At 72.4% G+C, this 18,978-nt stretch carries 22 protein-coding genes; 9 read left to right on the top strand and 13 right to left on the bottom strand.

The features are described from left to right. The first annotated feature begins 31 nt into the window (after positions 1-31). The 3 genes from ACYVP9_RS13850 to ACYVP9_RS13860 all read left to right on the top strand — a co-directional run bounded on the left by ACYVP9_RS13850 (position 32) and on the right by ACYVP9_RS13860 (position 1,796). Entirely contained in the window at positions 32-610 is a 579-nt protein-coding gene (locus ACYVP9_RS13850) for a hypothetical protein (protein ID WP_460605445.1), read from the top strand. 68 nt (positions 611-678) lie between these two features. Further along, entirely contained in the window at positions 679-1,344 is a 666-nt protein-coding gene (locus tag ACYVP9_RS13855) for a response regulator (protein WP_460605446.1), read from the top strand. Between the two features lie 50 nt (positions 1,345-1,394). Then, a complete protein-coding gene (locus ACYVP9_RS13860; RefSeq protein WP_460605447.1) occupies positions 1,395-1,796 on the top strand; it encodes a response regulator in 402 nt (133 codons plus the stop codon). Between the two features lies 1 nt (position 1,797). Here ACYVP9_RS13860 and ACYVP9_RS13865 read toward each other — a convergent pair whose 3' ends face one another. Continuing rightward, positions 1,798-3,753, bottom strand: a complete 1,956-nt coding sequence (locus ACYVP9_RS13865; RefSeq protein WP_460605448.1) for a PAS domain-containing sensor histidine kinase — start codon at positions 3,751-3,753, stop codon at positions 1,798-1,800. A 122-nt stretch (positions 3,754-3,875) separates the two neighbouring features. Here ACYVP9_RS13865 and ACYVP9_RS13870 point away from each other — a divergent pair, with 122 nt between their 5' ends. After that, a complete protein-coding gene (locus ACYVP9_RS13870) occupies positions 3,876-4,385 on the top strand; it encodes a hypothetical protein (RefSeq protein ID WP_460605449.1) in 510 nt (169 codons plus the stop codon). A 92-nt stretch (positions 4,386-4,477) separates the two neighbouring features. Here the strand turns inward: ACYVP9_RS13870 and ACYVP9_RS13875 are convergent, their stop codons facing one another. From ACYVP9_RS13875 to heR, 4 genes are all read right to left on the bottom strand, one after another. Beyond that, positions 4,478-5,056, bottom strand: coding sequence for a dienelactone hydrolase family protein (locus ACYVP9_RS13875; RefSeq protein ID WP_460605450.1), 579 nt, complete (start codon positions 5,054-5,056; stop codon positions 4,478-4,480). A gap of 65 nt (positions 5,057-5,121) precedes the next feature. Continuing rightward, the gene (locus ACYVP9_RS13880; RefSeq protein WP_460605451.1) at positions 5,122-6,069 is read right to left on the bottom strand and encodes a quinone oxidoreductase family protein; all 948 of its coding nucleotides are present in this window, start codon (positions 6,067-6,069) and stop codon (positions 5,122-5,124) included. Positions 6,070-6,091: 22 nt separating this feature from the next. Further along, on the bottom strand, positions 6,092-7,159 hold the full coding sequence (locus tag ACYVP9_RS13885; protein WP_460605452.1) for a L,D-transpeptidase: 1,068 nt from the start codon (positions 7,157-7,159) through the stop codon (positions 6,092-6,094). Positions 7,160-7,239: 80 nt separating this feature from the next. Next, positions 7,240-8,013: a heliorhodopsin HeR gene (gene heR / locus ACYVP9_RS13890; protein ID WP_460605453.1), complete on the bottom strand. Its 774-nt coding sequence runs from the start codon at positions 8,011-8,013 to the stop codon at positions 7,240-7,242. A 134-nt stretch (positions 8,014-8,147) separates the two neighbouring features. Here heR and ACYVP9_RS13895 point away from each other — a divergent pair, with 134 nt between their 5' ends. Both ACYVP9_RS13895 and ACYVP9_RS13900 read left to right on the top strand, forming a co-directional pair. Then, the gene (locus tag ACYVP9_RS13895; RefSeq protein ID WP_460605454.1) at positions 8,148-8,843 is read left to right on the top strand and encodes a dienelactone hydrolase family protein; all 696 of its coding nucleotides are present in this window, start codon (positions 8,148-8,150) and stop codon (positions 8,841-8,843) included. 25 nt (positions 8,844-8,868) lie between these two features. Then, positions 8,869-9,480, top strand: coding sequence for a hypothetical protein (locus ACYVP9_RS13900; RefSeq protein ID WP_460605455.1), 612 nt, complete (start codon positions 8,869-8,871; stop codon positions 9,478-9,480). 186 nt (positions 9,481-9,666) lie between these two features. Here the strand turns inward: ACYVP9_RS13900 and ACYVP9_RS13905 are convergent, their stop codons facing one another. The 8 genes from ACYVP9_RS13905 to ACYVP9_RS13940 form a co-directional block, all read right to left on the bottom strand. Then, positions 9,667-10,257, bottom strand: coding sequence for a hypothetical protein (locus ACYVP9_RS13905; RefSeq protein WP_460605456.1), 591 nt, complete (start codon positions 10,255-10,257; stop codon positions 9,667-9,669). A gap of 184 nt (positions 10,258-10,441) precedes the next feature. Continuing rightward, positions 10,442-11,677 (bottom strand): HNH endonuclease signature motif containing protein, encoded by a 1,236-nt coding sequence (locus tag ACYVP9_RS13910; protein WP_460605457.1) that lies wholly within the window; start codon positions 11,675-11,677, stop codon positions 10,442-10,444. A gap of 95 nt (positions 11,678-11,772) precedes the next feature. Further along, complete coding sequence (locus ACYVP9_RS13915; RefSeq protein ID WP_460605458.1) at positions 11,773-12,372, bottom strand: hypothetical protein; 600 nt, start codon at positions 12,370-12,372, stop codon at positions 11,773-11,775. A 6-nt stretch (positions 12,373-12,378) separates the two neighbouring features. Continuing rightward, entirely contained in the window at positions 12,379-12,816 is a 438-nt protein-coding gene (locus ACYVP9_RS13920) for an antitoxin YezG family protein (RefSeq protein WP_460605459.1), read from the bottom strand. Beyond that, positions 12,809-14,983: a DNA/RNA non-specific endonuclease gene (locus ACYVP9_RS13925; RefSeq protein WP_460605460.1), complete on the bottom strand. Its 2,175-nt coding sequence runs from the start codon at positions 14,981-14,983 to the stop codon at positions 12,809-12,811. The genes ACYVP9_RS13920 and ACYVP9_RS13925 overlap by 8 nt, the downstream gene beginning before the upstream one ends. Before the next feature lie 60 nt (positions 14,984-15,043). Then, a complete protein-coding gene (locus ACYVP9_RS13930; protein ID WP_460605461.1) occupies positions 15,044-15,364 on the bottom strand; it encodes a DUF6507 family protein in 321 nt (106 codons plus the stop codon). Between the two features lie 31 nt (positions 15,365-15,395). Continuing rightward, complete coding sequence (locus ACYVP9_RS13935) at positions 15,396-15,695, bottom strand: pore-forming ESAT-6 family protein (protein WP_460605546.1); 300 nt, start codon at positions 15,693-15,695, stop codon at positions 15,396-15,398. Positions 15,696-15,719: 24 nt separating this feature from the next. Next, complete coding sequence (locus ACYVP9_RS13940) at positions 15,720-16,055, bottom strand: hypothetical protein (protein WP_460605462.1); 336 nt, start codon at positions 16,053-16,055, stop codon at positions 15,720-15,722. A gap of 181 nt (positions 16,056-16,236) precedes the next feature. On the opposite strand from ACYVP9_RS13940, the gene ACYVP9_RS13945 reads away from it, so the two are divergent. Genes ACYVP9_RS13945 through eccD form a run of 3 tightly spaced genes read left to right on the top strand, consistent with a single transcriptional unit; the run spans position 16,237 to position 18,959 of the window. Beyond that, positions 16,237-17,310: a DUF6177 family protein gene (locus ACYVP9_RS13945; protein WP_460605463.1), complete on the top strand. Its 1,074-nt coding sequence runs from the start codon at positions 16,237-16,239 to the stop codon at positions 17,308-17,310. A gap of 36 nt (positions 17,311-17,346) precedes the next feature. Beyond that, complete coding sequence (locus ACYVP9_RS13950; protein WP_460605464.1) at positions 17,347-17,592, top strand: hypothetical protein; 246 nt, start codon at positions 17,347-17,349, stop codon at positions 17,590-17,592. Continuing rightward, entirely contained in the window at positions 17,589-18,959 is a 1,371-nt protein-coding gene (eccD, locus tag ACYVP9_RS13955; RefSeq protein WP_460605465.1) for an EsaB/YukD family protein, read from the top strand. The genes ACYVP9_RS13950 and eccD overlap by 4 nt, the downstream gene beginning before the upstream one ends. Positions 18,960-18,978: the final 19 nt, after the last annotated feature.

Here is an 18,978-nt window from a genome sequence, read left to right on the forward strand (position 1 = left end):
TCGGATCAGATGCATACGACGAGGAGACCTCATGCACACCACCGCATCACCCCGCCCTGCCGTCCGGCCGCTCGCGGTCCGCGCGCGACGGGTCGCCGCCGCCCGCGCCGCGCTCGCCGTCGTCTGGGCGGGGGCGCTGCTCGCCGCCCTCCCGTCCGGACCGGTCGGCACGGGGTCCGACCTCGGCCTCGCCGCCGGGCTGCTCGTCGCCGCCTATCCGCTGATCGATCTCGCGGCGCTCGCGGCGGGCCCCCGGAACCGCCACGACGCGGCGGCCGCCGTGATCGACGTGGCGGCCGTGGCCGTCCTGGTCGTCGCGACCGTGTCGTCCACCGCGGGAGCGGTCGTCGCCGCCTTCGGTGCGTGGGCCGTCCTGTCGGGGGCGGCGCAGGCGATCGCCACCGTCCGCGCCGACGCCCCACGGCGGGCGCGGGTACCGCTCGCGGCCAGCGGCGTGCTCTCGACCGTCGCCGGTGCGGCCTTCGTGGTCATGGCCACCGGTGACACCGTGTCACCGGCGGGCTTGTCCGGCTACGCCGTCCTCGGTGCGGTGTTCTTCCTCGTGAGCGCGGCAGCGCGACGTCGGCCCACCGCTGCGCGCTCCGCGTGAGGAACTCCGGTCGCCTCGCGACGGGGGAGGGGCAGGCGTCTGGCGCATACTGAGCGCACCCACGGCCTGTGACCGGGAGGTCCCTCATCGCGACTCGAGTGCTGGTCATCGACGACCACGTGTTGTTCGCCGAGGCGATGCGCGTCGCCCTCGCGAGCGACGACGACGTCGAGGTGGTCGGCGTCGCCGCCACCCTGGCGGACGGGCTGCGCGTACTGCGCGAGCACGACGTCGACGTCGTCCTGCTCGACTACCGCCTGCCCGACACCACCGGGTTCGACGGGCCCGGCGCCATCGCCGATCTCGCCCCGCACGCCGCGGTCGTGATGGTCACGGCGGTCGAGGACGAACGGGTGCTGCTGTCGGCGATCGAGGCCGGTTGCGCCGGTTTCGTCACCAAGACCGGCTCGCTCGACACCGTTCGCGAGGCGATCGCCCGGGCCGCGACGGGGGAGTCGACCGTCGCGCCCGACCTGCTGGCCCGGCTGCTGGGCCGCATCGCGCGGACCCGGTCCGCGGCGCGCCGCAGTCCCGGCGCCGACCTCACCGGCCGCGAGCGTGACGTGCTGCGCGGCATCGTGTCCGGCTGGTCGAACCAGCAGATCGCCGACGATCTCGTGGTGTCGGTCAACACCGTGCGCAACCACGTGCAGTCGGTGCTCACGAAGCTCGGCGCCCATTCGAAGCTCGAGGCGGCCGCGATCGCGACGCGGGAGTCGATCCTCGAGGCGTAATAGTGCAATCGCACCTACCGGCCCGGTGGTCGGGCGGTCAAGCTCGAAGGATGAATCCGGACAACGCGCCCGCGTCCGGTCTGCACGTGCTCATCGCCGACGACCAGGCGGACGTGAGGTACGCCCTGCGCGACGCGCTCGCCGGCCGTGGCGGTAGCCGCGGCGGCACTGTCCGGCCGTTGCGGGTCAGTCTGGCCGGCAGCGGCTCGCACGCCGTCGAGGCGCTCGAGGGCGACCACGTCGACATCGTGGTGCTGGACGTCCGGATGTCCGGCGGCGGCGCCGACCTCGTCACGACCGTGCGCGACCGGTGGCCGGGCACGACGATCGTCAGCACCTCCACGCACGTCGGGGAGCGCACCCGCATGCTCGCCGCGGGCGCGTCCTACTTCGCCGAGAAGTCGCAGGTCGTCGAGCTCGTCCGCAGCGTGATGGTCGGCTCGGCCGGCTGACTCACGCCCCGGCCAGCACCTCCGCCGGCAGCCACAGGTGCACGAGCGAGCCGCCACCGTCGGCGTCCCCGGCCGTGCAGCGGCCGCCCAGCGCCTCGATGCGAGCGGTCAGCGTGCGCAGCCCGAGGTGTCCGCGCCGCTCCGGCACGCGGCCCATGCCGACACCGTCGTCGGTGACGCGGACGTCCAGGCCGCCCGGGTCGCGAGCGAACGTCACGGCGACGGTCGAGGCGTGGGCGTGCCGTCCGGCGTTGTTCAGCGCCTCGCGGACGGCCCGGGCGAGCACGAGCGCCACGGTGTGCGGCAGCGGGCCCGGCTCGCCGGTCACGGTGACCTCGACCCCCGGGCACAACCGCGGCGCCGCCTCCGCGATCATCGAGGTGAAGGACTCGTCCGCCGGGCCGACGTCGAGACCGCTGAGGACGGCCCGCAGGCTCTGTCCGGTGCGATCGGCGAGATCGATGATCGTGCGCACCTCGTCGGCCGGGTCGTGCGTGCCGGCCAGGGCACGCAGCCGTAACCCGATCGCCGCCACGAGCTGCATCGGTTCGTCGTGCAGCACCTCGGCGAGGCGTCCGCGTTCGTTCTCCTCGGCGGTCACCACCTCCTGCAGCAGCTGACGTCGCTGCTCGCTGACCCGCTCGAGCGCGCGCCGCGCCTCGACCTCGTCGGTGATGTCGCGCAGGATCGCCGCGAGACCCATCGGCGTGCCGGTGCCGGGCTCGGTGAGGACGAGCGCGGTGGCGTCGACCGTGCGGGCGGGCGAGCCGCCCCGGCAGCGCAGCTCGAGCATCTCGCGTGCGTGACCGTCGACGCGCAGCCGCGCCAGCGCGGGGACGTCGGCTGCGCCGGAGGTGAGGAAGTCCGACCACTGGAACGCGGTGACGTCGGCGTCGTCGGTCAACCCGACGAGCCGCCGTCCGGCCGGGTTGAGGTAGGTCAGGCGGCCGTCGAGGTCGGCGAGGCAGACGAAGTTCGCGGTCCCCTCGACGAGGGCAGCGAAGTGGTGGGCCTCGTTCTCGGCCGCCCTCAGGTCGGTGATGTCGAGCAGCTGCGTGAAGTACTCCGCCGGCTCGTCCGCCGCGGCCGCGCGGATGACCGTCGACGCCTGCACCCAGCGTGCCTCGCCGTCGGGTCGCATCACCCGCTTCGTGTGCACCATGCGGGGCGCCCGCTGCTCGAGCACCTCCGCGAGGTGCCGTTCCTCGGTGTCGACGTCGTCCGGGTGCGTCAGCTCGCGCCAGTTGAGGCCCGCCAGGCTCGACGCGCTGCGGCCGAAGATCTCCTCGCCCCGCGGATTGACGAGGGCGATGTGTCCGGCGGCGTCGAGGAACCCCATGCCGACGGGCGCGGAGTCGAAGGCCTCCTGCCAGCGGCGCGCCAGCCGCTCCTGCTCGTAGCGTTGCCGGGAGATCGTGAGCAGCAGGTCGATCACGCCGGCGGACGCGCCGAGGACGCCCTCGTCGGTGTCGGCGAACCCGTCGGAGTCGCTGTCGCGACAGCAGGCGAGCGCGCCGACGAGGCCGTCGTCACCGTGCACCGCCGCCACGATCGCCTGCTGCCCCGCGGGCGGGACGAGCGCGTCGCGCAGCCGTCGGTCGGTCAGCGCGGACGGCTCGTCGCCGGGCCGCTGCCCGTCGCGGATCGCGGCGAGCGCCAGCCGGAGCGACGCGTCCATCTGCAGCGCCGCGACCGTGTCCGCCGAGGTCGCCGACAGCACCTGCCCCTCGTAGCCCGGGGGGTCGGCCAGCACGAGCACCGCCCCGGCGCACAGGGCGGGCGCGATGATCTCGACCGCCTTGCGCATGCTGGCGCGGCAGTCGTCGTCGTTGAGCGCGTGTGCCAGGTCGGTGATCATGCGGGCCGCGGACGGCGCCTCGGCTGCCGGGGCGGACGCATCGGTCGGCTCGGCTAGTGCATCGGCACCGGGGAAGTTGGTGCGTTCGGCTCTGCTCATCGGCGTGACCTTCCGGCACAGTTCGTAGGGTCAGGCCCGCACCTGCGGGCGCAAGCGCGTGTCGCCACGGTAGGACGTGGAGCGACGCGGACGCGGACGCACATCGTAGGACGGACGGGGCCGTGCATTCCACGACGACGACATCGGTGCGAGCCGGTATCGACGCGGTCATGCAGATGATCCGCGACGAGACCGCGCGCCAGGGTCTTCGTGTGCTGGCCGAGATCGACGTGGCCGACCACCTGTCCGACCAGAACGCCGACCGGAACGCCGACCACGGCGACGACCACGGCGACGACCACGAAGACGACCGCAGCCCCGTCCGCCGCATCTACACCAACGCCGACCCCCAGCACGATCACGGCGACGGGCACCGCCTGCTCGCGGTCGCCGACGCCGCCCACACCGTGCACGCCCTCGTGGCGGACCCGTTCTCCGCGGCGTGGTTGCCCCGCTGGGTGAGCGTGCGCCGCGTGGCGGACGTCGTCCGGGTCGACGCCTTCGGGCCCGTCCCGGACGGGACGCCGCACGTCGCCGGCGACGCGTCCTGCGCGCTCGGCGCGCTGCACCGCGAGGTGTCGGCGCGGATGGCCGAGGTGCTCGACGAGGTGACCCGCCGCCTCGCGGCATGAGAACTCGCCGTGGCGTCCCCCGTGCGTCACGGCGTTCGTACGGCCCCGACGCCCGAATCCCCCGGCGGGCGTCGGGGTCCTGCGCATTCACGTCACCGCGCGGACAGGAACTCCAGGGTGCGCTGCGTGAGCAGCGCGGTCGCCTCCGGGTCGTAGGTCGGCAGTGAAGCGTCGGCGAACAGGTGCTGGTTGCCGGGATACGTGAACAGCTGCGCCTGCTCGTCGCCGAGTTCGGCGACCAGCCCACGGGCGGCGTCGATGTCGCCCTCGTGGGCGAAGAACTCGTCGTCGTCCTTGCCGTGCACCTGCACCGGAACGCCCGCCGGCCACGGTCCGAAGGCCCATTCGCCGGAGATCGGCACGCACGCCTCGTACAGCAGCGCGCCCCGCGCGCCGGGACGTGTCTGGGCGAGCCGCTGCGCCTGCATGACGCCCAGGGACATCCCGGCGTAGACCAGGTTCGCGGGCAGGTCAGCGGCGACGGCGTCGGCCCGGGCGCCCAGGTCGAGGGTCTGGCTGTGCGCGAAACCGTCCTCGAGCGAATCGAAGGTGCGCCCGTCGAACAGGTCCGGCGCGTGCACGGTGTGCCCCGCCTCCCGCAGCGTCTCGGCGAACGCCGCCACGCCGTCGGTCAACCCCAGCACGTGATGGAACAGCAGGACCTCGGCCATGGATGGCACTCCTCGTCACTCGTCGTCGCCGGTCAGGGGCACGCTAGCGCCGCCCGGTGACAACGTCAGGGCGTGAGCACCAGCTTGCCGACGGACGAGCGGTCGAGCAGCGCCCGGTGGGCGTCGGCGGCGTTATCGAGTGAGTAGGTTTCTCCAACGACCGGACGGATGTCGCCCGAGGCGATCGCGCCGAGCAGGTCGGTGACGGCCTCGGCGAACAGCTGCGGACGCTGCATCACGTGCACCAGCCAGAATCCGACGACGGCGGTGCTGCGGCCGATGAGGCGTCCGGGGTCGACCGGCTGCGGCGGCGTCCGCCCGGCCATGCCGAAGACGGCGAGCCGGCCGAGCGGGGCGAGGGCGGCGAGGCTCTGGTCGAACACCGGCCCGCCCGTCATCTCGAGCACGACGTCGACACCCTTGCCGTCGTTGGCCTCGCGCAGCGCCGTGCGCAGGTCGCCGCTGCGGGAGTCGACCGCCACGTCGGCCCCGAGGTCGAGGGTGAGCTGCCGCTTGCTCTCGCTGCTCGCGGTGGCGATGACCCGGCCCGCGCCCCACCGCCTGGCGAGCTGGATCGCCAGGGTGCCGACCCCGCCGGCGCCCGCATGCACGACGACGGTCTCACCGGGCTGCAGGTGCGTGCTCGTGCGCAGCAGGTGCCATGCGGTGGCACCTTGCACCAGCGTGGTGAGGGCCTGGCCGTCGTCGACACCGTCCGGCACCGGGAACAGCGTGCGGGGATCGACCGCGATGCGGTCGGCGTACCCGCCGCTGCCGACCAGGCCCAGCAGGCGCCGGCCGGACGCGTCCCGGACCACGACCTCGGACCCCGGGATCAGCGGCAGTTCCTGCTTCGCGAGGTAGGAGTCCTCGGTCTGGTGCGTGTCGGCGTAGTTGACGCCGGCGGCGACGACGTCCATCAGTTCCTGGCCATCGCCCGGTTCGGGATCGGGCAGGTCGCGGACGATCAGGGTCTCCGGTCCACCGAACTCGGTGAGCTGCACAGCACGCATGTCCCGACCGTAGCCCGGCCCGTCACGGCGCCAGCAGGCCGCCGCGCGTCCAGGTGCCCCACGGCGTGTTCCAGTCGGCGATGCCGTTCCACGACTGCAGTTCGCCGCCATCGCAGTTGCGGTACACGACCACGTCGCCGAGCCGTGCGAAGTCGTAGAACCAGTGACCGTCCTGGGTCGAGAGGTTCGTGCAGCCGTTGGAACTGCTCACCTGGCCGAGGCGGTTGTTCCACGACGCGGCATGCAGGTACTCGCCCGACGTCGTGACCCGCACCGCCCACGGCACGATGTGGTTGCGGTACGTGCCGGCGTCGTCGCTCATGCTGACCGCGCCGTCCGGACGCAGCCGCCCGGTGGCCGGGTCGGTCTCGCCCTTCTGCATGACGACCTTGATGCCGTTGAACGTCGGCGTGGCCGGTGCGCCCAGCGAGACGAGCATGGTGCGGACGACGCGGTCGTTGACCTCGACGGTGGCACGCAGCGTGCGGCCGTCGACCCGGGTCACCCGCTTGTCGCCGGTACGGAACGTGACCGAGCTCAACTCGTCGCGGTAGACGAGTCCCTTGCCGGCGGACAGCCCGCCGATGGGCAGGTCGAGCTTCACCGTCGAGTTCGCCGGCCAGAACTCCCGGGTGCGGTAGTGGGCCTGCACCGGCTGGCCGCTGAGGTTGTGGCTCCAGAACCACGCCCCGTCGACGGGCTTGCCGTTCACCGTGACCTTCGCGGCCTCGACGAAGGCGGACGCGTCCGTCGGCGTCGGGTCGAAGCTGAGCACGATCGGCATGCCGACGCCCAGCACGGTCCCGTCCGCGATGGGGGTGGTGACCCGGACGGGCGACGGCGGCTGGGGACGTCGCGTCGTGCTCGGCGGGTCGGACGGGGTGCCGGCCGGCGACGTGGCGGCCGAATCCGTGGCGGCCGAATCCGAGGTGGACGGGGCCGACGCCGACGGTGCCGCCGCGACGGGGGAGGCGGAGCGGGTCGTCCGGCCGCCGGAGGTGCACGCGGCCAGAGCCGCGGCGAGGCCGAGACCGCCGGCACCGCCCAGCAGTGCCCGTCGGGTGATCGTCGGCCTCGGGTCCTGCGGCATGCATCCTCCTCGTCCGGCCCTGCGGGCCTCTCTCCTTCAAGGACGCGCGCGGAGCGGGTGAGGTTGCGTCCGGCCGGCGATCAGACGGCCAGTGACCCGCCGAAGATCTGCCACGCCAGCAGGGACTTGGCGATCAGGCTGAGCACGAGGTAGGTCTTCTCGCCGAACGCGTAGCTGCGCCAGGGGCCGATCTCGCGGTACTGCAGGTACTGGTTGACGGCGAAGGTCGAGAAGAAGATCAGCAGCGAGACGAAGATGCCGACCACGAACCCGGGCACACCGCTGCCCGCGCCCACGAAGTTGACGACGATGGCGATCCACGGCGCCGCGCCGGCGACGGTGCCGAACCAGAACGGCAGCATCGTGGTGCGCTCGCGGCCCGGTGGGTTCATCCGTTCCTGCAACCAGCCGAAGAGGATCATCGCCACGTTGGCGCCCACCACGGCCACCACGGTCGTGATGTCGGTCAGGCCGAAGTAGAAGCCGATCAGAACGATCATGATCGTGGCGCTGACCGAGTACTCGACCCACCGGAACCGGTTGATGCCGCGTTGCAGGTCGCGCTCGTAGAGACGGCGTCCGACCGTCGCGGTGAGCAGGTGGTCGACCGCCGCCAGCAGCAGGAACGCGGCGATGGCCGGGCCGACGGCCACGTCGACGAGCCGGTCGGGCGCCGGGGTGGCCATCCCCGGCGGCCCCTGCGGGAACGTCGAGGTGACGGTGATCGCGAAGTCGTTGGCCAGCACGAGGACGGCGACGGCCTGGGCGGCGTGCAGCACGGTCAGCGCGAGGTTCCACCGGCGCAGCCCGCGCAGTCGCTCGGGGGTCACGCCGGTCGCGGTCGGTTCGGTCACGGGCTCTCCTCGGGATGCGATCGCCCCATCGAATCACGCGCGACACATCGACCCGGGGCGGTGTGAGGCTCGATCGTGTTGGGCACGATCGAGACGGTCCGTCCGACAGTCGAACACCCCGAACGAGGAGTCCCATGTCCGAGCAGCCCTTCCAGAACGTCACCTTCCCGAGCAACGGCGGCACGGCGCACGGCTACCTCGCGACGCCCGAGGGCGGGTCCGGTCCAGGACTGATCGTGATCCAGGAGTGGTGGGGCCTGGACGACAGCCTGAAGAAGGTCGTCGACCGGTTCGCGTCCGAGGGTTTCGTCGCGCTCGCGCCCGACCTGTACGGCGGACGGGTCGCGCACGACTCGGACGAGGCCGGGGAGATGCTGAACTCCCTGCCGGTCGAGCAGGCGACGAAGGACCTCGCCGGCTCGGTCGACTTCCTGCTCGGCCACGACGCCGTGACGTCCTCGACTCTCGGCGTCGTCGGCTACTGCATGGGTGGCGCGTTCGCGCTGCTGCTCGCCGCGCAGGAGGGTGACCGGGTCAGCGCGGCGGTGCCCTACTACGGCGTCGGCCCGGGCACACCGGAGAGCTACGCCGGCATCACCGCCGCGGTGCAGGGTCACTACGGCAAGGAGGACCAGATGATGTCCGCCGAGGACGCCCGCCAGGTCGAGGAGCAGATCCGCAGCGAGGCGGGCGTCGAGGTCGAGTTCTTCTACTACGACGCCGGCCACGCCTTCATGAACCCCGACGACAAGATGGGCACCCACAAGCCCGAGCTCGCCGAGCAGGCGTGGTCGCGCACGCTCGACTTCCTGCGCTCGAAGGTCAGCTGACCCTCGCGGACCGTCGGCCGGTGCGGTGAGCGTCGAGTTCCTCTCCGGGGACGGTCCGGAAAGCCGACCGACACGGCCACCGCCACGGCGCGGACGGGTCGTCGCAGCTCTCGCGACGGTCCTGCTCGCCGGGGCGGTGGCCGTCGTCGTGCTGCAGCCGGAGGACGACACCGGCCCCACACCCACGCCGACCACGGCCTCGTTGCGGCCGTCCCCGGTTCCGGTGCTCCCGCGGCCGTCGCCGGTCGCCGACCCGTGCCGTCGGGTTCCGCGGTGCGTGGTCGACGCGACCGTCCCCGTTCCGCTCCGGCAACTCGCACGGTCCTACCTGCCGCCCGGTGTGCGCCTCGTGGTGCGGACGGTGCGGTCGATCGACCCGGGGACCGGTCGGACGGACCTGGTCACGCGCGACGTCGAGGCACTCGTCGACTCCGTGCGCATCGTCGTGCGGGTGCAGCACGGTGGTCCGACAACCCGCGAGATCGTGCCCGACCCGCCCGGCGTCGGATCGCTGCTGCTGCACACCCGCAACGCCGGGTTCACGGTGCGGCTGCAGTACCTGGCTCCCTCGACGGTCCCGCCGCCGAGCGACCGGCTGCGGGCGTTCATGGCCGACCGCCGCCTCACCTCGTCGTGAGCGCCGGCGAAGCCGGGAAGGCGATGGTGCGCGGCCAGTGCGAAGTGGTCCGCTCCCGAGTCGCCGAAGCGGTCCGGTGAAGCTGTGCACGCACCTGAACCACGGCTTCCACCTCACCGTCGCCGGTTGCGTCCTGCTGGCGGTCGGCGCGGTGATCCCGACGGACCGGTTCGACGACGCACCGGCTCAGTAGTGCGTGTGGAAGAAGACGTTGAGCGCATGGACGAGCCGGTACGCCTGCGCGAGCTGGGCCTTGGTCAGCCCGGTGATGGGTAGCGCGGCCAGACGGGTGACCTGCCCCCGCTGGATCGCGTATTTCTTGCCGTAGGCGGCGAGCTGTCGCGCGGCGAGGCGCAGATGGTGGTCCATGTTCGCGGCCGGGGCCTGGTTGGCCGCCACCCACTGCCGGCGCGCGAGGGTCAGGTGGCTTGCCGCCGGGGCGACGCCGTACAGGCCAGGGGTGTGGAAGAACGCGTTCAGTTCGCGCGTGATCCGCGTCGCGGTGGCCCGCTGGGCGGGGATTGTGTCCGTGAGCGGGATCGAGATCAGCGTGGTGAGGTCGCGCCGCTCGGCCGCGTAGCGGGCGCCGTAGTGCCGCAATTCGCCGCGGGCCTTCGCCCAGTACTTGCCCTCGACCGCGGCGACGGCCTTCGAGCCCTCGATCCAGTCCGCCCGCGCCAGTGCGATGTGGCTGGTCGCCGCCTGGGCCGGGGTGGCGGCGACAACGAGGCCGGCGCCGGCCGCGGCGAGCGTGATGGTCGTGATGAATTTGCGCATTCTTGCTCCTTCGCACGAGGACGACCTCTGTGTCGTCATCCGTGCGGATGACGGGACGGAGGCGCGGCGCGTTGCACGGCGCCCGGCGCCGCTCAGGCGGCCATCAGCACGACGACGACCCGTGCGCGGGCAGCACGAGGCTGCTCGCGTACGGGTCGTTCGTCGTATGGGTCGGTGGGGTGGTCTAGGTGGCCAGGGGTGGTTCGGGTGGGCGGTCGTAGGTCTTGCCGGTGGGGCTGGTCCAGTGGACGGTGCCGTCGCGCAGGCGTTGGACGTGCCAGCGGGCGTCGTGTTTGAGGTGGTGGTGGCGGGTGCACAGTGGGATGAGGTTGCGTGGGGCGGTGGGTCCGGCGGGCCAGGGACGGACGTGGTCCAGTTCGCAGCTGGCGGCGTTGCGGTTGCAGGTGGGGAATCTGCAGGTGCGGTCTCGTAGTTCGACGAATCTGGCCATGGGGCGCGGCGGTCGGTAGGTCGTGGAGGTGACGTCGACCAGTCGGCCGCACTCGTCGGTCACCAACCGGCGCCACGAGCCGGTGGGGTCGAGGGCGATCGCGCGGGCGACCGCGGCGGGGATCGGGCCGTGGCCCTCGAGCTCGCCGGGGGCGTCGGACAGCTCGAGCAGGGTGGCGAGCGAGACGGTGACGTTCACCTTCGGGCACAGCCCGCCGATCTCGCCGCGAACGAGGGCGCACAGCGCGTCGGCCCGCCGCTGGTCGAGGGTGCGCAGCTCGACCCCACAGGCCCCGAACTCGGCGGGGGAGGCGTCGGCACAGTCGGGGCATTCGAGGCGGTGGGCGGCGCGGTCCTGCTCGCCGAGAGTCTTCGCGTGCTGGGTGACGAGGGATTCGATGGCGGTGAGCTGCTCGATGGGCAGCAACGCCCACAGCTCACCGGTGGCGTCGTTCTGCGGGGTGAACGCGACGCGGCGGTCGGCCTCGCCGCGCTCGCGGCGCTGCTCGTCCTCGCCCGGAGCGATGCGGGCGACGGCACGGGCAACAGCCCGCTTGAACTGGGGAACGGTCTGCCGCTCCACGCCCGGCAGCACCGCGGCCTCGACAGCGGCGGCCTGCTCGTCGGACAGGTGCCCGGTCAGCTCGATCAACCGGTCGGTGTAGGTGCAGTTCAACCGCCCGGCATGCATCGCGGCCAGCGTCTCGGGAAAGCGCAGCACCACCGTCTCGGCGTAGTGCAGCTTGCGCGCCGCGGTGGACGAGGCGACCCCGAGAGCGAGCGCGACGTCCTCGACGATGAACTCCTTGTCCAGCGCCGGCACCCCGTTGCGGTACGGGTCGGGATCCATGATCAACGCGGCGAGGTGCTCGGTGTCGATCGCGTCGAGCTGAGCGCGCAGCGTGCGGTGCTGTTCGAGCACGTCCAACACCTCGGGTACCACCGAGGGACGCAACTCGATCACCGTCACGTGTTCGATTTTATTCGATTGCCTGGATCAGCGCCAGACCTGAATTTGCGCGATAGTGCGTGAATATGAGCGCGGTTGACGCGGATCGGCTTCGGTCATCTGATCGGTCCGTCGCCGAGGAGGTGAACGACGAGCAGGAACGGGTCGTCACCATCGAGGTCGTAGAGCGGGCTGTCGAGCGCGGTGCCGACGTCGCCGGGACCGAGTGGCCGGGGTGGTTCGGTGTCGGCGTCCAGGACGCTCCAGCTGCCGTCGTCGGCGGGCGCGAGGCGGAGGGTGCGGCGCGGGTCCTGCGGTGTGGTCCGCGGGTCCGGGGGGATCGAGATGTTGCCCTCGGCGTCCCAGACCAGTCCGGAGTGCACGGCGCGGGCGGCCACCCGGTGACGCAACTCGGCCGGCCAGGTGGCGGCCGGGCCGAGAAACCGGGTACCGGCGGCACTGTGCGTCACCCACTCGAGCACGTCACGCGCAGTCTCGAAGTACTGCATCGTGACGGCATGCTCCGGCGGGTAGCTCCGGTGCACGATGTGGGGCGGCAGATCCGTCACCGCCACGGGTTCGCCCCGCAGGCGCCCGATCACCCGGCGGTCACCGTGATCGCCACCAGACCGCGGCGTCCCCAACGGCGAGATCCAGGGCCGATAGGGGACCTCGTCGAACAGCGCGTCCTCGACGGCGAACGTGATGGCGTCCATGTCGGATCAGTCGCCGGGCGTGACCTTGGCCTTCAACCAGTCGGGACGGTTCGCGTCGTCGCGCGGAAAGCGCTCCAGGTCCTTCGAGAACCACTCGTCGGGAACACCCTCGTCCCATCGGGGCTCGGTGTCGTAATCGAAGTCGGCGTCCATGCGTCCCTCGCGCGTCACCGTGAACGTGGCAGAGAACCACGTGCCGGCGCCGGGTCGGTACATGGCTTCGCGCAGTTCCTCGGCCGCGTCCTGCACGTCCAGCTCGGGCAGCACCGGGACCCGACCGTCCGGGACGACGGCGTGCGCCACCGACTGGGACCCGAAGCCGACTTCGCTGAACACCAGCTCGATCCGCTCGGCACCGGACGGAATCGACCCGTGCAGAGAACGTCCGATGGTCTCGACCAGCTCCCGTGCGCGTTCGGGGTCGGATCGTGCTGGTTCAGCCATTGCGGAAGACCTTTCGGACGACATCCCCGCCGTTGATCTGGTAGTCGACGACGATCCTGCGGGGGACGGTGCTGCCGGCAGCGTACTGGGGACGGATGTCGACGGTGATCGAGCTGTGCGGATCCTTGGCGAGCAGATCGCGCCACTGACGCTCGAGGTTGCCGAAGTTGTCGCCGGAGCCACGGTTGATCTCGCGGAGCATCGGGACGAGGTTGTTGCGCTCGGTGCCACCGCCGAACGCCTTACCGATCAGGTGTCCACCCTCGTAGCCGTCGCCGCCCTCACGGCCGACGCGCGCGGTCACCGACGGCGAGCGGTCGGCGTGACCCAGATGCAACTGGTCCACGTGCACGTGATCGGTCCGCGCCAACGCATCGGTGTGGTAGGTGTGCCGGCCGTCGACCACGTAGGTCACGTTGGGCTGAGGGTCCATCAGGTCCGCGTTCAGGTGGCCCTTCCCGCCCGCCTGCGTCTCGACCTGCACCACCCGGCCGGTGTCGTCGGTGTAGAAGGTTCCGCGACCGTCGACGTGGTAGGCGGTGTTCGGCTGGAGATCGGTCTGCTTCGCGAACGCGGTACGCGGGCCCGGCGCGTCGGTGTGCACTTCGTGGTCGACCCGGGGCGGCTCGTGCGACGACCCGCCGGCCGGCCGCGTGCCGGTATCGGTGGGGCCGTTGCCGTGCCCCGGGGTGGACGGACCATCCGCGTGGGGACCGGAGCCGCCGACGCCGGACGGCGAGTCGGGGTGCGGCCCGCTCGGCACGTCCGTGCCACCACCGCCGGTGCTGTGCGGCGCCGGACCGGGACCCGTCGGCGTCTCGTGGGCCCCGCCGCCCACCCGCGCGGGTTCGCGGTCCGGCGTGCGCACCGGGACGCCGTCGCCGTGATGCGTGGCGGTGAGACCGGGCCCGCCGTCCGGGGTCTGCGCGTGCGGGAGCTTGAGGTCGTCGGCGTACTTGCCGCCGCCGAGGTGCGTGAGGTCGGCGAGCTTGCCCTTGAGCGCGCTGGTCACGTCGCCGATCTTCGGCAACTTGCCGAGGTCGGGCAGGTTCTTGATGTCCGCGTACTTGCTGAACAGCTTGATGCCGTCGTTGACGAGCCCGCCGGTCTTGCCGACCTCGCCGGCCTTGCCTGCGCCCGCGGCGGCGTCGGCGGCCTTGGCCGCCTTGCTGCCGTCTGCGGCCAGCTCGGCGACCTTCGAGCCGCCCTTGGCCGCAGCGCCGGCGCCACCGGTGCCGACGATGGTCAGGATGTCGAAGGTCGTCTCGCCCGCCGCCATCGACGGGTCCTTCTTCCAGTCGTCCCAGTGGACGAGCTGCTTGCCCAGGTTGGTCATGCGCTGGGCGTAACCCTTCGGCCCGTAGACGATCATCCCGAGCCCGGGGGTGAGCAGGATGCCCAGTTGGCCGAGGCCCTTCCAGGTGGCGACGAAGTTGTCCCAGCCACCGAAACCGAGACCGTTCTTCAGCAGCGTGTAGACGCCGGTGACCATGCCCCACAGGCCCTTGCCGACGCCGACGAAGAAGTGACCGATGTGCGTCATCGTCGAGGCGAAGCAGCCGTCCTTGTGCTCGACCTTGCCGCCCCACGGCATCTGCGCGTCGTCGGGGATGGACTCGAAGCCGTAGGCGTACTTGTCCTGCTTCTCGGAGTCCGGGTCGACGGCGTGGAACCGGTGTCCGCCGATGAGCGCCTCGATCGCGTTGGCCGCCTTGCGTTCGGCCGCCTGGAACGCGACCAGCGTGCTGTTGACGTGCTTGACCATGTCGTTGTTCTCGTTGACGAGGTCGTCGTCCTCGCGCCAGTCGTCCTTGCCCGCGATCTTGTTCTCGAGCGCGGCCGCGTCCGTCTTCGCCTGCGCCATCGTCGCCGCGATCGGCCCGGCCTCGGCGGCGAAGTTCTTCAGAATCGTGGCGACGGACGTCGCGTCGTCGGCGAACGCGTCGGTGTTCGTGGCGACCGGGTCCATGGCCGCGAGCAGCGTCGTGCTCTCGGGCGCCTCGTACACGCTCGACAACCCCGCCCACGTCGTCTTGATCGCCGCGCCGCTGGTGCGGATCGATGCGGCGGACGTCGCCAGCGAGCCGGCGGCCGACTGCAGCGCCCCGGCGTCCAGGTCGAACGTCGGGATGGCGCAGGAGTTGATGGGGGCGTTCTTGTCCGCCATGACCGGGACGGTCCTTCCGTGATGGCGTGATGCGGCGACCCGGCAGCGGGTCGTCCGGCGTCAGCCCTGGTTCGTGGGTGCGGTCGCGGCGCGCTGCGCGCGCAGCGCCATCTCGCGATCACCGTTCATGTACGCGTTGACCGCCGACACCGTGCCGCCCATGGCGGCGCGGATGCGGGTGGCGGCGGCTGACAGCTCGGGCGCGCGCTTGGTCGCGAAGTCCGACAGGGCGACGGCGACGAGGCTCTTGCCGAGCGCCGTGCCGCACGCCTCGATCGCCTTCCCGGTCGCCGTGCCGGCGTCGCCGAGGTCCTTGGCGTGCGACTCGGTCTTCGTCAGCACCGAGCCCACGCCGGACGGTCGAATGTCCCAGCGGGCCATCGTTCAGATCACCGAACCTCTGCGGCCCGGGTCAGCCGATGCCGCCGACGGCCGCCTTCGCCTTGGCGAGCGTCGACTGGGCGGTGCCGTCGTTCTCGTTCAGCACGGTCTTCAGCATCGCGATGATCGAGCGGACCTCGGACGCGGCGGACTTCCACTGCAGTTCCTTGCCGTGGTACTCGTCCGAGACGCCGTCGGCCTGGAAGTCGGCCATCGCCGCCTTCACCTGCTGGTCGCGGGTGTTCAGCACCTGCTCGAGCCGGGCGATGACGTTCGCGAGGTTGCCCTGCGCGTCACCCGAGGCGGCGGTGTCGTAGCTGTTGCGGTCCATGGGCATGACTGGTTCCCCTCCCGGTCAGTTCGAGCGGCCGAAGCTGGCGGCGCTGAAGTTCGCGCTGCCCATCGCGGACCTGGCGTTCTGCGAGAACTCGCTCTGGCCCTCGGTGAAGCTGCGGTTCATGCCGGACTGTCCACCGATGATGCTGGACAGCGCGGTGTTGAGGTTGCGCGTGATCTGGTCGGTGTGCGACTTGAAGGCGTCGAAGGCCTGCTTGCCGGCGCCGTTGAACTTGTTCTCCAGCGGCTGCGCGGCCACGACCAGCGCCTGGATCAGTGAGCCGAGGTCCTGGCTCTGGCCCTGGGTCTGCGACACCAGGGTCGTGAGCGTGTTCGTCCCCATGTCGAACTTCATGCTGCGTCTCCTCCCCATCCACACGCCCGGGCCCCGCGGCGACGTCGCGCTGGGCGAATCGGGCCGAACGTCCCATTACTTCTACCTCGCATCGGCCGTTTCGGTCCACTTGAGGGGAGTTGTCCCCATCAGCGTGGCTTCAGCAGGCAGGCGTGATCACGTCGCGGCAGAATGCGGGGACGTGTCCGCTCCCCACCCGGCCGTCGACGTGGTCACGTCCGACAGCGCCGTGATGCTGTCCAACCGGACGGTGGTGGGGTTGTCGTCGTGGCTGGTCGACGCGGTGGTCGGCGAGACCCGCGCGGGACGCGTCCCGGTGCTGGTCACGGGCCCCGACGGGCGGGTCACCCCCGCGGTGCGTGCACTGGCGATGAGCGGACGCCTGCACTGGGTCGTCCAGCTGCCGGACGGGCGGATCCACGACGCCGCCAGCGGCATCCCGCTCGGTCTGGAGGACGGTCGGGTGGTCGTGCCCGATACCGCGACCGCAGCCGTGACTCCGCCGGTGCCCGAGTTCGAGGCCGTCGCCGACGCCGACCGCGAGGCCGCCGCGTGGCAGGTGATCGTGGCCGCCACGGTCGAGCACCGCGCCGACGTGCACACCCGCGTCGGCGACGGGATCGAGGCGCTGTCGCGCGTGCTGACCGCCGCCCCACCGGCGGGGTGGGGCCTGTACGAGCCGGTCACCGAGTCGTGGCGTCCGTCCGACCTCACGGCCTTCGCGCGGCGGCGGATGCCCGACCCCACGCAGTTCGTCGTCGTCACGCCCGCGGCGGCCGGGCGGTCGCTGCTCGCCACCGTGCTCGTGCAACGCACCGACCGCGGCGTCGAGGAGCAGATCGATGCCGTCGCGTCCGTCGGTTCGCTCGACCTGGCCTTCGACCGGGTCGTCGGACGATCGGTGGACGCGCTGCTCGCGCTGGGCGAGGCGGGCACCGTCGGTTTCGCGTGGACCTATGCGCGGCCCGGTGCCGCGGACCTCACCGAGGTGCCGCGCCGCCGCGCGGCCCCGCTGCCCACCGCCGTGCTCGTCGGGCCGCGGGCCGTGCGCGCGCTGGGGGCAGACCGGGCCCGGGAGGCGCCGCTGCCGCCCCCGCGGACGGTCGGGCGTCCGCGTGTGCCGGGACTGGTCTGGGCGATCGGGGCGGACGGTCGGGACCCGTGGGACGACGTCGATGCGCTGGTCCGTCATCTCGGGCCACAGCGCATCGTCGAGGTCTCACCGGCTTTTGCGCAGATGCTGGGTATTGCTTGACGACACCCGCAACGGGTGGTCCGGAGGGAGGGACGAGTGGCACGCGATCGTGACGCGACGCTGCTGGAGACGGTGCGGGTGCGCCGCCGCCGGCTGCGCGATGCGTTCCTGCACGGCGCGCTGCGAGCCCGGCGGACGGCGTCGGACAACGTCCGCGCCCTGATCGTCGGTCTCGTTGTCGCCGCGGTCGCCTGCGCCGCGTGTGCGGCGGTGTCGTTCATCCGCTCGCACACCGGCGACGCGAAGGACGACCGCAGCCTGTCGGTGGTGGTCGTCCGATGACCCTCGTTCCCGAAGCGACGGGCGCGTCCGCCGAGCAGTCACGTCCCGCCGGCGGCTTCAGCCGGGTCACGCTCGTCGGCCGCACCAACCGGGCCGACCTCGTGCTGCCGTCCGACGAACCGCTGGGCACCCTGCTCGGCGAGGCCATCGCCGTGCTGCAGGAGTCCACCGCGGGTGAACCGCGCCGCCGGGTGTTCGCGACCGCGGTTGGCGACGTGCTGCCGATGGAGGAGTCGCTCGGGTCGCTGCAGATCGCCGACGGCACCGTGCTGCGGCTGGTGACCGAGGACGAGGTGCCGCCGCCACCCGTCGTCACCGACGTCACCGAGGAGACCGCGACCGACCTCGAGGCCCGTACCGGACGGTGGGGTGACGCCGCGCGCACGGCGACGCTCACGTCCGCAGCCGGTCTCGCCGGCGGTGTGCTCGCACTCGACACGATCGGGCGGGTCGGCGCGCACGACGCCCTCGTCCAGCTGCTCGTCGCGGCCGGAGCGGTCGCGGTCGTCGCGCTGCTCGCCGCGGTCGCGCGCGTCACGCGCCCCGCGGTCGGGCTCGCGGTGCTCGCCGCGGCGGGCGCGGCCGTCGCCGGCGTGGTCGCCGGTCCCGCCCGCGGGTGGACGGTCGCCGACCGGCTCGGCGTCGCGCTCGGGGCCGGTGGGGTGGCGCTGGTCGTCGCGGCCGCGGCCCGGCGCTCCCGCGGCGCCGCCGTCGGCGGGCTGGCCGCCGTCCTGCTCCCGGCGGCGTGGCTCGCACTGCGGCACGGTCCGCTGCAGCCCGAGGAGGCCGACGCGATCGTGATCGTCGCCGGTGCCGCGGTGCTCGGACTGCTGCCGCACTGGGCGGTCACGACGTCCGGCCTCACCCGGCTCGACGACCGCCGCCTCGCCGGCGGCACCGTCACGCGGCGGCGCCTCGACGCAGCCCTGCTCGCCGCGCACGCGTCGCTGATCTGGACGACGGTCGCCGTCGCCGCCGTCATGTCCGTCGCGGGCGCGCTGCTCGCCGTCCAGGCGCACCAGTGGCCGTGCTGGCTGGCGGCGACGGCGGGCGTGGTCGCCGTGCTGCGCTCGCGCGCGTTCCCGCTCGTGGCCGAGGTCGTCGCGCTCGTCGTCGCCGCCGCCGTGGTGGCCGTCGCCCTGCTGCTGGTGTGGATCGGACGCGCGGGCGGCAGCGCCTGGCCCACCGTCGCCACCGCCGCCGTCGCGCTCGTCGCCGTGGTCGCCACGGTCGCCGACCCGCCCGCCCACGTCCGCGCGCGTGTCCGCGGCATCGCCGACCGCGTCGAATCGCTCGCGGTGGTGGCGCTGCTGCCGTTGCTGCTCGGCGTCTTCGGCGTGTTCGGCCGACTGCTGCACACGTTCTGAGGCAGTGAGGCATGCAGCC

Source organism: Jatrophihabitans fulvus, assembly GCF_054781375.1.

Excerpts from the sequence above, each read along its gene's own strand:
- ACYVP9_RS13850 (WP_460605445.1), top strand. The coding sequence starts at position 32 with ATGCACACCACCGCATCACCCCGCCCTGCCGTCCGGCCGCTCGCGGTC.
- ACYVP9_RS13860 (WP_460605447.1), top strand. The coding sequence starts at position 1,395 with ATGAATCCGGACAACGCGCCCGCGTCCGGTCTGCACGTGCTCATCGCC.
- ACYVP9_RS13865 (WP_460605448.1), bottom strand. The coding sequence starts at position 3,753 with ATGAGCAGAGCCGAACGCACCAACTTCCCCGGTGCCGATGCACTAGCC.
- ACYVP9_RS13875 (WP_460605450.1), bottom strand. The coding sequence starts at position 5,056 with ATGGCCGAGGTCCTGCTGTTCCATCACGTGCTGGGGTTGACCGACGGC.
- ACYVP9_RS13880 (WP_460605451.1), bottom strand. The coding sequence starts at position 6,069 with ATGCGTGCTGTGCAGCTCACCGAGTTCGGTGGACCGGAGACCCTGATC.
- ACYVP9_RS13885 (WP_460605452.1), bottom strand. The coding sequence starts at position 7,159 with ATGCCGCAGGACCCGAGGCCGACGATCACCCGACGGGCACTGCTGGGC.
- ACYVP9_RS13895 (WP_460605454.1), top strand. The coding sequence starts at position 8,148 with ATGTCCGAGCAGCCCTTCCAGAACGTCACCTTCCCGAGCAACGGCGGC.
- ACYVP9_RS13905 (WP_460605456.1), bottom strand. The coding sequence starts at position 10,257 with ATGCGCAAATTCATCACGACCATCACGCTCGCCGCGGCCGGCGCCGGC.
- ACYVP9_RS13915 (WP_460605458.1), bottom strand. The coding sequence starts at position 12,372 with ATGGACGCCATCACGTTCGCCGTCGAGGACGCGCTGTTCGACGAGGTC.
- ACYVP9_RS13920 (WP_460605459.1), bottom strand. The coding sequence starts at position 12,816 with ATGGCTGAACCAGCACGATCCGACCCCGAACGCGCACGGGAGCTGGTC.
- ACYVP9_RS13925 (WP_460605460.1), bottom strand. The coding sequence starts at position 14,983 with ATGGCGGACAAGAACGCCCCCATCAACTCCTGCGCCATCCCGACGTTC.
- ACYVP9_RS13930 (WP_460605461.1), bottom strand. The coding sequence starts at position 15,364 with ATGGCCCGCTGGGACATTCGACCGTCCGGCGTGGGCTCGGTGCTGACG.
- ACYVP9_RS13935 (WP_460605546.1), bottom strand. The coding sequence starts at position 15,695 with ATGGACCGCAACAGCTACGACACCGCCGCCTCGGGTGACGCGCAGGGC.
- ACYVP9_RS13940 (WP_460605462.1), bottom strand. The coding sequence starts at position 16,055 with ATGAAGTTCGACATGGGGACGAACACGCTCACGACCCTGGTGTCGCAG.
- eccD (WP_460605465.1), top strand. The coding sequence starts at position 17,589 with ATGACCCTCGTTCCCGAAGCGACGGGCGCGTCCGCCGAGCAGTCACGT.